This is a genomic window from Dactylosporangium sp. McL0621, from assembly GCF_049995355.1.
Classification (GTDB): Bacteria; Actinomycetota; Actinomycetes; order Mycobacteriales; family Micromonosporaceae; genus Dactylosporangium.
Map to the genome: position 1 here is coordinate 15,982 of NZ_CP188259.1, position 17,410 is coordinate 33,391.

Genomic DNA, 17,410 nt, shown 5'->3' on the forward strand with positions numbered 1-17,410 from the left:
TACGTTAACAAGGTGGAGATGCCCGGCAAGCTGGCCGCGATCGTCGAGGAGTTCGCCTCCGCGCCGCGCGATGTGGTGCTCGAGATGTTGCTCGAGTTCTCTGACGCCGTGCCGCCGCTGCCGCCCGAGCTCGAGGGACACGCGGGCATGGAGCAGGTGCCCGAGTGCCAGACGCCCTTCTTCCTGAAGGTCGAGGTCAACGAGCAGAAGACCGTTCGGCTGTACTTCGACTGCCCGCCCGAGGCCCCGACGACCCGCGCGTTCGCCGGCATCCTGGCCGAGGGGCTCGAGGGTGCGACGGCCGACGAGGTGCTCGCGGTACCGCCGGATCTCTATCAGCGCATGGGGCTGGCGGAGGCGATCAGCCCGCTCCGGGTGCGCGGCGGCACGGCGATCCTGCAGCGGCTCAAGCGCCAGGTCTCAGAGAGCCAGGCCGTCCACGACGGTGGCGCCGGGCAGTGAGGCCAGCACCGCGCCGGGCAGCACGATCTTGCTGCCGCGGATGCCAGAGCCGATGACGGCGGCGTCGACGGACGTGACGCGCGCGTCGACGTACACGGGCCAGCCGGCGGGCAGCCCGATCGGCGTGATCCCGCCGTACTCCATCCCGGAGAGCCCCACCGCGTCGTCCATCGGCGCGAAGCTGGCCTTGCGTGTGCCCAGCAGCCGGCGGACCGCCCCGTTCACGTCGGCGCGGGTGGTCGCCAGGATGACGCACGCCGCGTAGACGCCGGCGGGCTTGCCGACGACGATCACGCAGTTCGCGGATTGTTCGAGGGTCACGTCGTACGCCGCGCAGAAGGCCGCCGTGTCGGCGAGCCCGGGATCGATCGGCGCGACCCGCACCTGGTCGGCGCCGGGCAGCGACGGCAGCGCGGCGAGGACGGGCGGGGCGAGCAGCGCGGGCGTTTCGAGCGCCGGCGAGAGATCGAGGTTCACGTTCAGCGCCCGTCGTCGAGGGCGAGGGCCTTCATGAAGATTTCCCCGATCTTGGACGGGTCGGGGGCGATGAAGACGGCGCCGCCCGTGGCGTCGACGACGCGCTGCATCTCGGCCTGGTTGACCTCGGAGCCGACCCCGATGACGATGATCTGCACCGGCTGGTCCTGGTGCTCGGCCTTGTGCAGCGCGGTGACCAGCCCGTCGAGCGAGAGCCCGTTCGAATCGTTGTTGCGGCCGCCGGTCACCACGACGACCGAGTTGCCGCGGCCGGGGTCCCAGCCCTGCTGGACCGTCTGGTACGCGGCGAGGATCGTGTCGTACAAACCGCTGCCGCCCTTGGGGTTCGGCTTCAGGCCCCCGAGGGCTCCGCGCAGCTGGTCGCGCTGGGTGGTGAGCGGGCCGATCGGCACCAGCTCCTGGTAGTCGTGCCCGCCGGGCATGGCCGTGGAGAAGCACCACAGCCCGACGGCCCACGAATCGGGGAACAGGTCCAGGCCGCCCTGCGCGGCCTGGACGGCGACCTGCCCCTTGGTCAGTCCGCCGGCCGTGGGCACCGGCGTCTTCATCGCCGCCGAGACGTCCACGACGGCCAGCATGCGCGACGGCTGGGTGATCTCGGTCCACATCTGCAGGGCCTTGGAGATCACCTGGGCGTCGGGCACCGGGGTGACCTGGCCGCCGGGCGGGGCGCTGGGGCTCAGCGTCATGCCGGTGCCGACCGTGCCGTCGTTCGCGCGCAGCTGGTGCTGGGCCAGCAGGTTGCGGAACGAGGAGCCGGTCAGCTGCTGGCGGAACGCGTCGGCCGCGGCCTCGCGGTCGGGGGCCAGGCGGGGCATCGCCGCGTACGGGAAGTCCAGGGCGATGGGGGCCGGGTCGGGGTACACCGCGATGAGCGGAACGGCCGGTCCGGCGGCGTTGTAGGCGTGCAGTGCCTGCTCGGACAGCGGCGCGAGGGTCACCGCGGTGGACAGGGTCTTGGGGTCGGCGTCGCGCGGGAAGCGCCCGATGAGGCCGGACTGCTGCTCGTTCTTGCCCGACATCAGGGACTTGACGGCGCCGACGGTCAGCGAGTCGCCCTCGGGGCCGAACTGGTCGCGCACCGAGGCCATTGCCACCAGCGTCGACACGCCGACCGAGTCGCGGTTGGGGTCGACGATGCCCGGGATGATCTGGCTGTTGCCGACGATCTGCTCGAGCACCTGCTTCCAGGTGACCTTGTTCTCGACCCAGCCGAGCTGCTTCGCGGTCGGCTCGGGCACGGCCAGCACGATGGGGCTGCGGGCCAGCGACGGCGACGCGAGGGTCACCAGGTCCTCGCGGGCCGCGCGCATGCGTTGGATCCAGATCGACGAGTCGGGGATCCAGACCTGGGGTACCTGGGTCTTGCCTTCGGCCTGGCCGACGCCGGGCACGGTCGCGCCGCTCTCGCCGGCGATGGCCGCGGCGACCTCACTGGAGGCGACCGAGACCACGTCGACCGCGACGCACTCGTCGTTGACCCGCGGACCGGTCTTCACCCACCGGGCCGCGACGTCCTTGATGACCGGCGCGATCTCCGGGCTGGCGGCGATGGACAGGCGCACCGTCCCCGCGCAGCCCGACGTCGACATGGCGCGGTACCCGCTGTAGACGGCACCGATGGCGACGAGGGGAAGGATCATGCCGGCCGCGAGGGCGACGAACCCGTTGCTCCTCAGGTCCGTGGCCCGATGCCGTCCTCTCACAGCTACCAATATTCCCTAGACAAGCGCTTCTTGGGTCACGCGTTCGGCCAATCGTGAAGGTGTTTCGCGGGCGCTCAATACACTGTGCTTTTGTGCGATTACTTTGAGTTCGAAACTCTGTGGGTTTGCTTTAGAGACTCTTAGTAAGCGCGGCGATCAAATTCCGCCGTTGAGCATTGCCGCCGTCGGGCCGCCAGGTGCAGGCGATGTCCAGGCCGGCCACTCGCCCGGTGGCCACGAGCTCGCGCACCGAGGTCAGGAGCGCGTCCGCGGAGGGCCCGCCGCCGACCGGATACATCAGCCCGGGCAACTCCGACGGATCCACGACGTCCAGATCCACGTGAACGAGAAACTTACCGTCCGGAGGACGAATTGCATCGATGTTGTACTGCATGAGCGTAGCCCTGGCCAGATATTCGATCTCGGCGGGATCGAGATCCCTCGCTCCGGCGAGCACCGCTCGCTCCTCGGGCACGGCCCGCAGCCCGAGCCGCTCGGCGATGAGCTCGCGGCGATACCCGACCAGCAGGCGCAAAGGCATGCCGCCGATGTACCCGGAGGTCGTCGTCTCCAGCGTCTGCACATCCCCGTGCGCGTCGAACCACACGACGCCGACGTCCTCGCCGGCGCGCTGCAGCCCGGTCACGGCCGCGAGCGAGACGGTGCAGTCCCCGGAGATGACGATCGGCGTCGTCTCCTGCGCCGCGACCACGTCGGCGACCCGGTCGTACAGCGCCGCGAGCCGCGCCCAGACGTCGCCCTCGGCCAGCTCCGCGGTCACCGTCGTTCCGGGCGCGGCGGGCAGGTCGGCCTCGAGCCCGGACAGCCGCTCGTCGAGGTGGTACGGCACGAAAATCATGGTCAGACCCTAGTTGTGCACAGCTTTTCCACAAGTACACAGGCGTTATCCACAGGCACCACCGGTGAAAGTGTGGTGTGCGGCAAAGTCGCTTTCGCACGTACATGGGCCCTGAAAGGATGCGGAACGGGGTTTTGTCAACGGGGAGGAGCACGACCTTGGAGCGGTGGGGGAGCTTTGTGGCGGTGGGCGACAGCTTCACCGAGGGGCTCGATGATCCACGGCCGGACGGGAAGGGGTACCGCGGCTGGGCCGACCTTGTGGCCGGCGTCTTGGCGGTCGGCCGCCCCGAGTTCCGGTACGCGAACCTGGCCGTCCGCGGCCGCCTGTTCGACAACATCGCGGCCGAGCAGGTCCCGCTGGCGGTGGCCATGAAGCCCGACCTGATCAGCTTCGCCGGCGGCGGCAACGATGCGCTGCGCCGCAACTGGGAGCACGAGGGCATCGTGGCCCGCTTCGACCGCACCATCGAGAGGCTGTGCGCCACCGGCGCCGACGTGGTCATGTTCCGCTGGGCCGACATGACGGGCCGCATGCCGGGCGGCAAGATGCTGCGCCCCCGGGTCGACCTGTTCAACAACGCCATCGAGGCGGTGGGCGACAAGTACGGCGCGCACGTGGTCTCGCTGTGGGACGACACCGAGTTCGCCAACCCGCGGCTGTGGGGGATCGACCGCCTGCACCTGTCGCCGGCGGGCCACCGCCGCGTGGCCGCGCACGTGCTGAGCAAGCTCGACGTGGCGTGCGACCCGGACTGGCTGGCCGCGCCGCTGCCGCCGGAGGAGCTGTCGTGGATGTCGCGCAAGGCGGCCGACGCGAAGTGGGCGACCCAGCACCTGGCCCCGTGGGTCAAGCGCCGGCTGACGGGCAAGTCCTCGGGCGACATGGTGACCGCGAAGCGCCCCGAGCTGGCCCCGCTCTCCGAGGCCTGAGCGTCTACGTCTACGGACTCGACCGTAGAAGGCTGCGCGTGTTGCCCTCCCGGGCAGCTACGGTGGCACGATTCGGGGATTCCGTCTACTACCTCTCTTAGTAGTGTTCTTCATGTCGGCGCTGACGAACGGCGTCGAGCGGTTGAACACCACCCCGAGAGGAACACGCAGATGAGCGAGTACGGCGACTACAGCATGGGTCACGAGTCCGGTGAGCTGGAGCAGGTGCACCGGGAGGCCGGCAGCGAGCAGGACTACAACTCGCAGTTCGGTGTCTTCGCCCAGGACCACAGCGCGGCCGAGTCCACGGACTTCGAGACCGGCCGCAGCGTCGAGTACACCGGCGCGGACGGCAGCCACTTCGAGTCCAGCGACTACACCAGCTACTCCAACGACTCGCAGGAGTCCGACTCGGTGTTCGCCGCCCAGGGCAGCGAGTCGTCGCACTTCGCCGAGTTCTCCGGCCTGGACGCGCTGAAGGCGCAGTTCGAGACCAACTTCGCCGAGGGCACCTTCGCCGAGGGCACCGCGCTCGGCACCGGCGACGGTGGCCTGTCGATCGCGTCGAGCTGAGCCGCCGCGGCGCGCGGCGGCAGTGGATGGCCGAGTCGTTCCCGCGGGTGGGCTCGGCCATCTACTATCGAGGCCCGTAGGCGACGCGGCGGAGGTGCGCATGCAGGGACTCGGCGAGCTCGAGGCGGCCCTGATGGACCTGATGTGGAGCCGAGGAACCGCCACCACCGTCCGCGAGGCGCTGACCGAGCTGCAGTGGCATCGCGAACTGGCGTACACCACGGTCATGACTGTGGTCGACAGCCTGTACCGCAAGGGCTGGCTCACCCGAGAGCCGGACGGCCGCGCCTACCGGTACACCCCGACGATGACCCGCGACCAGTACGTCGCGAAGACCATGCACGACGCCCTGGTGGACAGCGGCGACCGGCTGGAGGCCCTGACCGCCTTCGTCGGCAAGATGACCATGGACGAGGCCGCGGCACTGCGGGCCGCGCTGGTCAGCTACGAGCATCGGATCAGCGGCCGGTGAGTCCGCTGCTGCTGCTCTTCGCCGGCGCCGTCGCCGCGCTGGCCCCGCGCCTGGCCGCCGCCGACTGGCCGGTCCGCGCCCCGCGGCTGGCCGTGCTTGTGTGGCTGGCCCTGACGAGCGCGATGGTGAGCAGCGTCGCCCTCGCGGGCCTGTCCCTGGCCTTGTACTGGGACCGCACCCACGACCTCGTCGACGGCGCGTGGCACATCTGCCTAGACGCCCTCCTGGGCCACCACGGCTGGCCTGGCCGGGTCGCCGCGGCGGCCGGCCTGCTGGGCCTGGTACTGCTGGCGGCGCGACTGGCCCTCAGCGCGTGGCGGCTGCTGGGCGCCCAGCGCGCCCGCCGGGCTCAACTGCGGCTGCTGGTGCGCGTGGCCGCCGTACCCGGAGCGCTGCCCGGCGCCACCGTGATCGACCACCACGAGCCCGCCGCGTACCTCATGCCCGGCGGCGCCGACATCATCATCACCTCGGCCGCGGTCGAGCGACTCGACGAGGCGGAACTGTCGGCCGTCCTGGCCCACGAGCGCGCCCATCACGCGGGCCGGCACTACGCGCTCACCCACTGGATGCGGCTGCTGTCGCAGGCGTTCCCCTGGGTCCGCTGCCTCCAGCTGGGCCGCCGCCAGGTCGACCGGCTGGTCGAGTTGTGCGCCGACGACCGAGCGACTCGCAGCAGCTCGAGGCTGGACGTGGCGCGGGCCCTGGTGACCATGGCCCAGCCGACGTCCAGTTCACCGCCCGACGGCCTGCTGGCCATCCACCCCGGCGACAGCATGGAACGGTTGCAGCGCCTCCTGACGCCGCCGCCGGCTCTGTCGAGAACGAGGAAAGCACTGCTCCACGGAGCGGTCGCGACCCTGCTGCTGGCCCCGATCGGCCTGGCCACCGTCGACCGCTACGCCGCCTGGCTGCCAAATTTGCTACCGCTGTAACCGAGGCGCGCAGTTCGCGATCTGGCGCCGGCTCTCGAGAACGGCTCTGCCTGCATCGCGGGGTTGACGTGCCGAGCGGCGGCCAGGTGCTCGGCATCGCACCGGTACTCGAGCTGCGGCCCGCTGATCTGCTTGCCGTCGCCGGCGGGCCTACGCAACTGATGGCCGCGATGGTGTTGGGCCGGTGCATGGACACGGCCGCACCGCCGGGGGCGTGCAGGGTCACGTAGGCCGAGCCGGCCAACTGCGCGAAGGTGCCGGGATCTGGAGCTAGGGTCGAAATCATGGCTGTTGCATCCGATTCAGCGCCGGAGCTCAAGGCGTACGCGCACCCGGAGCGGCTCGTCACCACCGACTGGCTCGCTGAGCACCTCGGGGACGCCGGGCTCGTCGTGGTCGAGTCCGACGAGGACGTGCTGCTCTACGGCACCGGGCACATTCCCGGTGCGGTCAAGGTCGACTGGCACACCGAGCTGAACGACCAGGTCACCCGCGATTACCTCGACGCCGAAGGTTTCGCCGCGCTCTGCCGCGCCAAAGGTATCGGGCCGGACGACACGATCGTGTTCTACGGCGACAATTTCAACTGGTGGGCCACCTACGCCCTGTGGGTGTTCTCGCTGTTCGGGCACCGTGACCTGCGGATTCTTGACGGCGGGCGCTCGAAGTGGATCGCCGAGGGGCGGGCGATGACCCGGGACGTGCCGATCCGGGAAACCACAAACTATCCGGCGGTACCGCGGGATGATGCCCGAATCCGCGCGTTCCGCGAGGATGTGTTCGAGCATATTCGCACCGAACGGCCGCTGGTGGACGTGCGGTCGCCGGGGGAGTACACGGGCGAACTGCTCCACATGCCGGACTATCCGCAGGAGGGCGCCCTGCGCGGTGGCCACATTCCGGGTGCGGTGAGCAGGCCGTGGAAGCAGGCGGCGCGGGACGACGGGTCTTTCAAGCCGGCCGACGAGCTGCGAACGCTCTACGGGGAACTGGCCAAGGACGACGACATCGTGGCGTACTGCCGCATCGGGGAGCGTTCGTCGCACACCTGGTTCGTGCTGACGCACCTGCTCGGGTACGAGCGCGTGCGCAACTACGACGGGTCGTGGACGGAGTGGGGGAACCTGGTTCGCGTTCCGGTGGTGAAGGGGCCCGATCCCAAGTAGCTGTCACAAGGTGGCCGGAGACCGGGCCCCGCACCGCGTTACTCGTCCTCGGGTGGCAGTGAGACCAGGTAGTCGACGACCTCCGAGTACTTGGCGCTCGCCATCGCCACGGTGAGGTCCGCCGCGCCGTAGTACATCCGCAGCTCGTCGTGGGTCTCGTCGTGGACCAGGCCGGTCGGGAAGACCACGTTGGGCACGTCCCCGACGCGCTCGTAGTCGGCGTCGGGGCCGAGCACCCAGCTCGGGGTACGACGGATGACCTTGGTCGGGTCGTCCAGGTCGAGCATGACCAGGCCGACGCGGTAGATCGACGTCGCGACCATCTGCTTCACGCCGTGGTACACCGCGAGCCAGCCGTGCGGCGTCTCGACCGGCGGCGGGCCCATGCCGATCCGGGTGGCGTCCCACCAGGGGCCGGAGCGCGACTGCATCACCGGCTCGGGCGTCGTCCACGAGCGCAGGTCCTTGGACTTGGACAGCCACACGTCGGCGCGGGCCGACAGGACCGACACGGGCCGGTGGAACAGCACGTAGTCGCCGTTGATCTTGCGTGGGAGCAGCGAGGCGTTCTTGTCCTCGGGCGGCATGACGATGCCCAGGGACTCGACGGTCTGGAAGTCCTCGGTCCGGGCCAGCCCGACGCAGGGGCCGCCCGGTCCGTACGCCGTGTAGGCGATCACGTAGCCGCCGAGCTCCTCGACGTACGTGACCCGCGGGTCCTCCACGCCCCAGCAGCTGTGGGCGTCGGTGGGGTCGTCGGCGATGAGCGGCTTGCCCTCCACGACCCAGCCGGTGCGCCCGTCCTTGCTGCGGGCGACGGTCAGGTGGGAGATGCCGCGGCGGTCCTCGATCCGGCAGAGCAGGACCGTGTCGCCGTTGTGCATGCAGGCGCCCGGGTTGAAGACACTGTTGATCGGATAGGGCCAGTCCCCCGCGTTCAGCAGGGGGTTCGCGGCTTCCCGATGGAAGAGCTCCGCGTCAAAGTGCATCGGAATGGTCCTCCGTGGAACGCAGACGGGGCGGTGTCGCGGTCGCGCTGAAGCCCGCCGACGCCCGTCCGACCACTCGCCCCTTGTTGGTGGGCTTGGCGAGCGTAGCGGTCGGCAAGGAGGTCGGGACCGGCGTCGTAGCCGCCACAGGATGCGGCAGGGCGGCCAAACCGGCCCGGAGAAGGCTGAAGAGCGCTTGGTAATAGGCTAGCGTGGACTCGGCCCCTTGGTTCCCATTTGGTTCAGTGGACGACAAACCGTCATGGCACGCCCCGGTCGCGTCGACGTACATGCGAGCCCCGGCCCGGTTGCGGCCCAGGAACCACGCGAACGCCCAGCCGGCCAGCCCCGCGAGGTGCGGGTCGGACGTGTGCTGCCAGGCGTCCACGAGCGCCTCGGTCACCGCGGCCGCGTCCAGCGGCTGCTCGTCGCCGTCGTCGGCCACCCACAGCCCCGACGGCTCGCCCCGGTGGTGCCACTTGTTGCCGACGCAGCGCAGGGTGCCGTCGGCGAGGCCCACGTGCTGGGCGTACCAGTCGAGGGCGGCGAGGGCCCGCGTGGCCGCGGCGTCGTCCTCCAGCAGCGCCGCGCCGAGGAGCATCGCCTGGGGCAGGCGGGCGTTGTCGTAGGTCAGCTCGGGCTCGAACCAGCGCCAGGCCGGGTCGGCCGTCGACGTCTCCACGAGCGCCTCGTCGAGCCGGTTGAGCAGCGGGGCGGCCAGCTCCGTGCGGCCGGCGCGGGCGAGGCCGATCAGCGCGTACGCCGCGGAGCGCAGGCCGAGCGCGCCGAGCGCATCGGTGCGCGGGCCGAGCTCGTCCAGCAGCGCCGCGGCCGGCCGGCGGATGTCGTCCGGTACCGCCGGAGTGCCCACGAGCACGCCCAGCGCCCAGACGGTACGCCCGACGTGGTCGCCCATGTGCGGCCAGTCCTGCCAGGTGCCGCCGTAGCTGAGCACGTTGTGCATCGCCCCGGACGGGTCGTAGGCCGCGGTCAGGAACCGGATCGACTGCCGCAGCCAGCGGGTCGCCTCCGCGGTCTGCCGCGCGTCGGTGCCGACCGCGAGCAGGTCCGCGGCCACGATCGCCAGCCGGGCCACGTCGTCGACGCAGTAGCCGGAGGACAGCTCCGGGTTCGGGCCCGTGGCGAACTGGATGATGCCGATCTCGTCGGTGAGCCGGACGAGATGGTCGAGGTTGAGCGGCGGCGCGGCCGCGGTCGCGTGCCCCGGGCGGGCGCTGGCCGCCTCGGACTGGCGCACGACGTCGGCGATGAGGTCCGCCTCGCGGGCGGCGACCGCGGGCCACGGCAGCCAGGCCGCGCACGCCTCGGCGACCGTCTTGGCCGCGGCGAGGGCCCGGGCGTCGCCGAGCAGGTCGATGATCTCGGCGCCGAGCGCGGCCCCGTCGCCGATCGGCACGACGCGACCGGCCCCGCCGGCCAGCATGTCCTCCGCGTAGGAGTACGCCGTCGAGACCGCGGGCAGCCCCGCGCCCAGCGCGAACGTGAGCGCGCCCGAGCAGATCTGCTCGGGCTGGCGGTACGGCGTGACGAACAGCGTGCTCGCGTGCAGGATCGCGGAGAGCTCGTCGAGGGCCAGGAAGGCGTCGACGAAGTGCACGTTGCCGGTCAGCCCCAGCCGCCGGACCTGCTCGTGCAGGCTGTCGCGGTAGACCTCGCCCTCCTGCCGCTTGATCTCGGGATGGGTCGTACCGGCGACGATGTACTGCACGTCGGGGTGCTTGCGCACGACCTCGGCGAGCGCGTCGATCGCGATGTCGATGCCCTTGCCCTTGCCCAGCAGGCCGAAAGTGGTGAGCGTCGGCTTGCCCCGCACGGTGTCGAGCAGGTCGCGCAGGGCCGGCCGCAGCGTGTCGGCCGCGGGTGGGCGGCGCATCGCGTCGGGCGCGCCGTGCGGGACCACGATCAGCTGGTGGCCGGCGGCGATGCCGGTGCGGATGGCGACCCGGCGCGCGGTCTCGGTGAACACCGTGACGCGGGCGGCGCGGGCGCACAGCGCGCGCAGCGTGGCGGCCTGGCCCGGCGACGGGTGCGGCAGCACGGTGTGCAGCGTCAACAGGTACGGGATGCCGCACGCGTTGAGCGCGCGGGTGAGCTCGAGCAGGTGCGAGCCGTCCGGACCCCCGAAGATCCCGTACTCGTGCTGGATCAGCACGACCTGGACGCCGGCTTCGCGCAGGACGCGGACCGCCGACGAGTAGTCCTCGATGCGGTCCTGGGTGATGGTGGCGACGACCTCGTCGCCGTAGGTGAGCCCGTCACGGTCGATGGCCACGACGACTGATTCCAGATCGTCGGTGGCGACACCCAGCGCCTCGCGGAGGTCCGCGGTGTACGTCGCGAGACCGCATTGGCGAGGCAGATAGGTCGACACGATACCGAGTCGATAGGTCGCGGCAGGGTGTGGCATGAGCACATTGTTACCCCGGGCGACTCCGAAAAACCTTCATTCGCCCGGATGAGGAACGGGCCCGAACGGGGTCCATCAGCAGCTCATGCCCGATTTCACCCCGCGTAAACCAACGATAATGGTCAATATCTTGCATTTGCCTGCGCGACGGCCCATTGACCACGTACGGTTACGTGGGTGCCTGGAGCCAATCCGGGAGCGGTTCACGGGCGACGATCCAATCACGAGGAATGCCGGCGGTACCGACCCGGGCCGCGACGATCCCGCCGGTGATGGCGCACATCGAGTCGACGTCGCCACCCGCCCGCACACAGGCCTCCAGCGCCGCCGGGTAGTCCCCGAAGTGCGCGGCCGCCGCCCACAGCGCGAACGGCACCGTGTCCTGCGCCAGCGCGTGCGAGCCGTTGCCGAGGTCGGCCGCGGCCACGCGCGGGTCGGTGCCCGGCGCGATGCGGGTCGCGCGGCCGATGCCGTCGCGGACGTCCGACGGCGGCAGGTGGTGCAGTACGGCACGCAGCAGCCCCGGGGGGTCCCCGGCCCGGTCGCCGGCGGCGTGCGCGGCGGCGAGGGCGACCGCGACCGCGCCGGCCACGCCCTCCGGGTGCCGGTGGGTCACCTCCGCGGAGAGCACCGCCTCGCGCGCGGCCAGGTCCGGGTCGGCCGAGAAGAAGGCGCCCAGGGGCGCGACCCGCATCGCGGCGCCGTTGCCGGCCGACCCGCGCCCGGAGAACAGCGCGCCCGCCGCCGTGCGCCACGGCACCCCGTCGCGGATCGAGGCCAGCAGAGAAACGGCGCCGCGGCCGTACCCGCGGTCCGCGCTCCACCGCCGCGCGAACGCGAGCGCCAGCCGGTCCTGGTCGACCCGCCCGTCGCGCTCGAGCGCCTCCAGCAGCGTGCAGGCCATCTCGGTGTCGTCGGTCCAGCGCCAGGGCGCCGGCGGCGGCTCGAACACCGCGCCGTCGGCCAGCGCGGGCTTCATCTCGAACGGCGCACCCAGTGCGTCGCCGACGGACAGACCGGTCAGACTCGCGGCCGCGGCGTGACGATTCATCGACCGAAGATAAACGGGGCGGGAAATGTCAGACCCACGAGGTAGCGTGCCCGCGTGGATCGGACGTTCCAAGTGGACCTGCGCGGCATCGTCGACCTGCTCAGCCACCACCTCTACGCCAGCCCCCGGGTCTACGTCCGGGAGCTGCTGCAGAACGCCGTCGATGCGATCACGGCCCGGCGCGCGGACGACCCGGGCGCGCCCGCGGCGATCCGCATCGAGCCGCCCGACGTCACCGGCGACGGCACCCTGCGGGTCATCGACACCGGCATCGGGCTCACCGAGGAGCAGGTGCACCAGTTCCTCGCCACCATCGGGCGCAGCTCCAAGCGCGACGACCTCGGCTTCGCCCGCCACGACTTCCTCGGGCAGTTCGGCATCGGCCTGCTGTCCTGCTTCCTCGTCGCCGACGAGATCCGGGTGCTGACCCGGGCCGAGGGCGGGCCGGCGGTGCTCTGGCGCGGGTATGCGGACGGCCGCTACAGCGTCCAGACCGACGACCAGCACCGCGCGGACGTCGGCACCACGGTCACCCTCATCCCGCGCCGCGACGCCGAGGAGTGGCTCAAGCGGCGCACGGTCGCCGAGCTGGCCGCGCTCTACGGCTCGCTGCTGCCCTTCCGGGTCGAGATCGCCGGCGTGCCCGTGAGCGGGGACGGGTTGCCCTGGGCGCCGGGCGCCGCGGGGCGGCGGGAGAGGCTCAGCGAGTACTGCCGCGAGGTTTTCGGTTTTGTGCCCTTCGACGTGATCGACCTGACGGTGCCCGAGTCCGGGCTGACCGGGGTCGCGTTCGTGCTGCCCACGCCGGCGAATCCGGCGGCCCGGGCCGGGCATCGGGTCTATCTCAAGCGCATGCTGCTGGCCGAGGGGGCCGAGGGGGTGCTGCCGCCCTGGGCGTTCTTCGCCCGCTGCGTGATCGACACCAGCGAGCTGCGCCCGACCGCCAGCCGCGAGGCGCTCTACGAGGACTCGCTGCTGGAGGCCGCCCGCGAGGCGCTCGGCGACCAGCTGCGCGGCTGGCTGATGCAGCTGGCCGGGCGCAACCCGCGCCGGCTGGGGGAGTTCCTCGACGTGCACCACCTCGGGGTCAAGGCGCTCGCGCTGCACGACGACGAGATGCTGCGCCTGGTCGAGCGCTGGTGGCCGATGGAGACCAACGCCGGCCGGATGACGCTCGCCGACTTCCGCGCCCAGCACGGCCTGGTGCGCTACTCGGCCCAGCTCGACGAGTTCCGCCAGATCGGCGCGGTCGCCGCGGCGCAAGGGATGCCGCTGGTCAACGCCGGATACATCTACGACACCGAGATCATCGAGCGGCTGCCGCACGTCGAGCCGGGCGCGCTCATCGAGCGCGTCGAGCCGGGCGACCTGAGCACCGCGTTCGACGCGCTCGAGCCCGAGGTCGAGCTGGCCAAGCGGCCCTTCGTGCAGCTGGCCCAGCGGGCGCTGGACCGCCTCGGGTGCGAGGTGGTGCTGCGCGCCTTCGACCCGGCGGGGGTTCCGGCGATGTACCTCACCAGCCGCTCGGCCTCCTTCGCGGCCGACCTGCGGGCCACCCGCGAGCGCGTCGACGACGTGTGGGCCGACGTGCTCGACGCGCTGGCCCGCACCGACGAGCAGGACCGCTCCCAGCTGGTGCTCAACTACCGCAACCCGCTCGTGCGGCGGGTCACCGAGATCCCCGACGCCGACCTGGTGCGGCTCGCGGTCGAGGGGCTCTACGGCCAGGCCCTGCTGCTGGGCCACCATCCGCTGCGGCCGGCCGACGCCGCGCTGCTCAACGGCTCGTTCCTGGGCCTGCTCAACAAGGCGGTCGGACATGAAGACTGAAGAGGAGCTGTGGTCGCTGCTCCGTGAGGCCTACCAGATGCCCTACGGCGGCGCCCAGATCGCGCTCGTGGAGCAGGTCATGCAGCACGCCGATGCGGGCGGCCACGACGAGCTGCGGCTGGCCTCGCGGCTGTTCGCGACCACGGCCTACGTGCACGGCGGGGAGACGGCCAAGTCGTTCGTGACGTTCTCGTGGTGCCGCTCGGAGTACGACGCGCACCCGGAGCGCTTCGACGAGCAGGACGAGCACATGCTGCTCTGGCACTTCAAGTACATGGTCAACGGCCTGCTGAAGTTCCCCGCCGTGCCGCTGGGGCGCACCTACGACGTGCTCGACGACATGGAACGCCGGTTCCGCGCGGGCGGGCACAGCCTGCACGCCGTGTACGCGTACCGGTACCAGGTCGCCGCGCACGTGGGCGACCCGGCGGCCGACGACTGGTACGGCAAGTGGAGCGCCGCGCCCCGCGACCAGAACTCCGACTGCGCCGGCTGCGACCCGGGTGAGAAGGTCGACCACCTCGTCGGCCGGGGCCGCGACGAGGAGGCGGTGGCGATGGCCGCCCCGGTCCTCGCCGGCCGGTTGACCTGCGTCGAGCAGCCGCAGTCGATCCTGACCTCGCTGATGGTGCCCTACGTGCGCACCGGCCGGCTGAGCGAGGCCGCGGACGCGCACCGGCAGGCCTACCGGCGGCTGCGCGGCAACCTCGCCGACATGCAGAGCATCGCCGACCACATCGAGTTCTGCGCCCGGACCGGCAACGAGACCCGCGGCCTGGAGATCGTGCAGCGGCACCTGCCGTGGCTGGAGCGCGCGCCCAGCCCGCAGGCCGAGATGTGGTTCTGCGCCGCGTCGGCGCTGCTGCTCGGCCGGATCGACCCGGCCCTGCCGCTGGGCACGACGACCGCCGGCGAGCTCGGCGCCCGCCTCGCCGCGCGGGCCCGCGAGTGGTCGGCCAAGTTCGACGAGCGCAACGGCTCGGCCGCGGTCTCCGAGCGGATCGAGGCGCTGCTCGGCGCGCCGCCGCTGATCGGGCAGCTGCCGCTCAGCGCCGTCGCGCGCCGCACCGAGGCCGCGACCCCGGCCGCCACCGCTGCGGCCGTGCCCGTCGAGGAGCTGCCCACCGACGCGGCGGCGCTCATGGACCGGGCCTGGGTGCTGTACGACGAGCATCGGATCGACGCCGTCGAGGCCGCGTTCGCCCGCTTCGACGAGCTGCACCCCGAGCCGCCGCCCGAGCTGGCCGTGCGCCGCCTCGACGGGCAGGCCCGGCTCACCGCCATCCGCGACGACGGCGGGCCGGCGGCCGGGGCCCTGTTCCAGGAGACGGCCCGGGCCCATCGGGCGCTCGGCCAGGAGGCGCAGGCCCTCGGTCACGAGGTTCGCGCGCTCGGCCACGACGTGCAGGCGCTCGCCGCCGAGTCTCGGGAGGCTCTGGCCCGCGAGGCCGACGAGGTGATGCTGGCCGAGCTCACCACGCTGACCGAGCGGATCGTGGCCCACCCCGGCGCCGACGCCGACCTGCGGGCCGAGGCGCGGCTGCGGGCCGAGGGCGCGCTGATGCGGCTGGAGCGGCCGGACGAGGCGCTCGCGGCCATCGACGCCGCCATCGCCGAGGAGCCGCCGAAGGCCACGCTGCGGGCCGAGCTCGTGTCCCGGCGCTCCCGGGCCCTGCTCATGCTGGAGCGGTACGACGAGGCGGTGGCCACGGCGGAGGAGGCGCTGCGGCAGTACGCCGAGATCGGCACCCCGCCCGCGGCCGGCATCCCGGCCCTCATCCGCGCCCACGCGCTGGGCAACCTCGAGCGCTTCGACGACGCGACCGCCGGCTTCGACCAGGCCCTCACGCTCGCCTCCGACCGCAACTACCGGCTCTCCGCGCTCGTGGGCCGGGCCCGCTCCCGCCTCGCCGCCGACCGCCCGGCCGCCGCCGTCGACGACCTCGTCGAGGCGGTCGCCGACCACGTCGCCCACGGCGAAGACGTGCCGGCGGCGCTGCTGCGCTACGACCTCGCCACCGCGTACCACCAGGCCGGCCAGCCCACGGACGCGGCCGAGGCGGCGGAGAGCGCCCTGGACGCCCTCGACCGCGCCGGCGCCCAGGAACAGGCGGACCAGACGCGGTACCTGCTCTCCCGGGTGTACCGCGAGCTGGACGAGCTCGACCTGGCACTCGGCCTGCTGGAGACGCTCGCGGCAAACCTCGACGGCTACGACAACCTCCCGGCGCGGGGCCGCATGCTGCAGGAGGCGGGCCAAATGCTCTACGAGGCCGACCGCGACGCCCAGGCCGCAGAGCGGTTCGCGGCCGCCTCGGAGGCGTTCCGCGCGGCGGGCATCGTGCAGGCGGAGATGTACACCCGCCGTTTGCGGGCCTTGTCCCTGCGCTGGGCGGGCGACATCGAGGCCGCGCTGGACGCCCTCGCGGAGGCCGACGACCTGTCGCACTCCCTCAACGGCCAGGTCGACGCGTCCGAGCCCTGGCTCATCTGGCAGCGCGCCATGCTGAACAGCGACGCGGCGCGCATTTACATCGGCGCGGGCCGCCTGGACGAGGCCGCGGCGCGCTCGGCGGGGGCGGCGGAGGCGCTGCGGTCGATCGGCTCGCTGAGTGACGCCCTGGACGCGGACTTCTTGCACGCGGAGACGTTGATGCGCGCGGGAGACCCGGCCGGGGCCGAGGTGCGGTTGCGGTCGGTGCTGGGGGCGGCGCCGCGGGGGTCGCAGCTGGAGCAGAACTCGGCGTGGATGCTGGCGGAGTCGCTGGAGGCGCAGGGGCGGTCGGAGGAGGCGGACGAGGTCCGGGGCAAGTATCTGGCTTAGGTCTTTGTCCGCGGAGGCCGGTATCGGGGCGCTTGCATGCTGGCGGCGCTGGTCCTCGTGATGCTCGCCGAGTTCCTGGTTGGTCGATAAGTCGGGCGCTCCGCGCCGCGACTTATCGGATTTATACCCCGACAGGGCATAAATACCATTTGGATGGTACAGCGGCCCCGTGGCGGCGAATCTGGCGGCTCGTTCCGCACAGCGCGGGTCGGGCGCTGTGTCGCGCCTTGCCACGTGTGCGCAGGCGTTGCGCTGCGCGTTGTTGGGTGGACCTGGCGCCGCGCAATGTGCGTGTGGCTTTGATGTGCGCGGCTTCCCGGCCGCGAGCGGCGTGCGCTGTGCGGAGCCTGGGCGTGGAGTCGTCACGAGCTGCGCAATGTCCGTGTGGCAGTGATCTGTGCGGCTCCCCGGCCGCGCGCGGCGTCTGCGCTGTGCGGAGCCTGCGCCGTGCGCGGCACGGGTCGCGCGGTGAGGGTTGGCGGCCGCCGTGAGGGCCGGTTGTCTCGCGAGGTCGGCGGCCCTGTGAGGGTCGGGGGTTGGGCCGTGCGGCGGCGGTCCATGCGGCGGGGCCCGTGTGGCGCGGGGTCTCGTGCGGCGCGGAGGTCCGTATGGCGCGGGGATTCGTATGGCGCGGAGATTCGTGCGGCGGGGGTCCGTGCGGCGCGGGGGTCGGTGCGGCCGGGCC

General features: G+C 72.1%; 14 protein-coding genes. 8 read left to right on the forward strand and 6 right to left on the reverse strand.

The annotated features are described in order from the left end of the window. Nucleotides 1-18: 18 nt before the first annotated feature. On the forward strand, nt 19-462 hold the full coding sequence (locus ACPPVO_RS00090) for a SufE family protein (protein WP_426514926.1): 444 nt from the start codon (nt 19-21) through the stop codon (nt 460-462). Here the strand turns inward: ACPPVO_RS00090 and ACPPVO_RS00095 are convergent. From ACPPVO_RS00095 to ACPPVO_RS00105, 3 genes are all read right to left on the reverse strand, one after another. Further along, nucleotides 421-939, reverse strand: coding sequence for a YbaK/EbsC family protein (locus ACPPVO_RS00095; RefSeq protein WP_426509025.1), 519 nt, complete (start codon nt 937-939; stop codon nt 421-423). The two genes, ACPPVO_RS00090 and ACPPVO_RS00095, sit on opposite strands and share 42 nt — an antisense overlap. 2 nt (nt 940-941) lie before the next feature. Beyond that, nucleotides 942-2,666, reverse strand: a complete 1,725-nt coding sequence (locus ACPPVO_RS00100) for a substrate-binding domain-containing protein (RefSeq protein WP_426509027.1) — start codon at nt 2,664-2,666, stop codon at nt 942-944. Nucleotides 2,667-2,796: 130 nt separating this feature from the next. Beyond that, nucleotides 2,797-3,525, reverse strand: coding sequence for an arginase family protein (locus ACPPVO_RS00105; protein ID WP_426509029.1), 729 nt, complete (start codon nt 3,523-3,525; stop codon nt 2,797-2,799). Nucleotides 3,526-3,644: 119 nt separating this feature from the next. On the opposite strand from ACPPVO_RS00105, the gene ACPPVO_RS00110 reads away from it, so the two are divergent. The 5 genes from ACPPVO_RS00110 to ACPPVO_RS00130 all read left to right on the forward strand — a co-directional run bounded on the left by ACPPVO_RS00110 (nt 3,645) and on the right by ACPPVO_RS00130 (nt 7,603). Continuing rightward, the gene (locus ACPPVO_RS00110; RefSeq protein WP_426509031.1) at nt 3,645-4,457 is read left to right on the forward strand and encodes an SGNH/GDSL hydrolase family protein; all 813 of its coding nucleotides are present in this window, start codon (nt 3,645-3,647) and stop codon (nt 4,455-4,457) included. A 171-nt stretch (nt 4,458-4,628) separates the two neighbouring features. Beyond that, on the forward strand, nt 4,629-5,030 hold the full coding sequence (locus ACPPVO_RS00115) for a hypothetical protein (protein WP_426509033.1): 402 nt from the start codon (nt 4,629-4,631) through the stop codon (nt 5,028-5,030). A gap of 100 nt (nt 5,031-5,130) precedes the next feature. After that, nucleotides 5,131-5,502, forward strand: coding sequence for a BlaI/MecI/CopY family transcriptional regulator (locus ACPPVO_RS00120; RefSeq protein WP_360368054.1), 372 nt, complete (start codon nt 5,131-5,133; stop codon nt 5,500-5,502). After that, a complete protein-coding gene (locus tag ACPPVO_RS00125) occupies nt 5,499-6,437 on the forward strand; it encodes a M56 family metallopeptidase (protein WP_426509035.1) in 939 nt (312 codons plus the stop codon). The genes ACPPVO_RS00120 and ACPPVO_RS00125 overlap by 4 nt, the downstream gene beginning before the upstream one ends. A gap of 284 nt (nt 6,438-6,721) precedes the next feature. Continuing rightward, nucleotides 6,722-7,603, forward strand: a complete 882-nt coding sequence (locus ACPPVO_RS00130; RefSeq protein WP_426509036.1) for a sulfurtransferase — start codon at nt 6,722-6,724, stop codon at nt 7,601-7,603. A gap of 38 nt (nt 7,604-7,641) precedes the next feature. Here ACPPVO_RS00130 and ACPPVO_RS00135 read toward each other — a convergent pair whose 3' ends face one another. The 3 genes from ACPPVO_RS00135 to ACPPVO_RS00145 form a co-directional block, all read right to left on the reverse strand. Beyond that, the gene (locus ACPPVO_RS00135) at nt 7,642-8,592 is read right to left on the reverse strand and encodes a hypothetical protein (protein WP_426509038.1); all 951 of its coding nucleotides are present in this window, start codon (nt 8,590-8,592) and stop codon (nt 7,642-7,644) included. After that, the gene (locus tag ACPPVO_RS00140; protein WP_426509040.1) at nt 8,582-10,984 is read right to left on the reverse strand and encodes a glycosyltransferase; all 2,403 of its coding nucleotides are present in this window, start codon (nt 10,982-10,984) and stop codon (nt 8,582-8,584) included. The genes ACPPVO_RS00135 and ACPPVO_RS00140 overlap by 11 nt, the downstream gene beginning before the upstream one ends. 205 nt (nt 10,985-11,189) lie before the next feature. Then, nucleotides 11,190-12,071 carry an ADP-ribosylglycohydrolase family protein gene (locus ACPPVO_RS00145; protein ID WP_426509042.1) on the reverse strand — a complete coding sequence of 294 codons (882 nt, stop codon included), beginning with the start codon at nt 12,069-12,071 and terminating at the stop codon, nt 11,190-11,192. Between the two features lie 54 nt (nt 12,072-12,125). Here ACPPVO_RS00145 and ACPPVO_RS00150 point away from each other — a divergent pair, with 54 nt between their 5' ends. After that, a complete protein-coding gene (locus tag ACPPVO_RS00150; RefSeq protein ID WP_426509044.1) occupies nt 12,126-13,901 on the forward strand; it encodes an HSP90 family protein in 1,776 nt (591 codons plus the stop codon). Continuing rightward, a complete protein-coding gene (locus ACPPVO_RS00155; RefSeq protein ID WP_426509046.1) occupies nt 13,891-16,725 on the forward strand; it encodes a hypothetical protein in 2,835 nt (944 codons plus the stop codon). Before ACPPVO_RS00150 ends, ACPPVO_RS00155 begins: the two co-directional genes overlap by 11 nt. Nucleotides 16,726-17,410 lie beyond the last annotated feature (685 nt).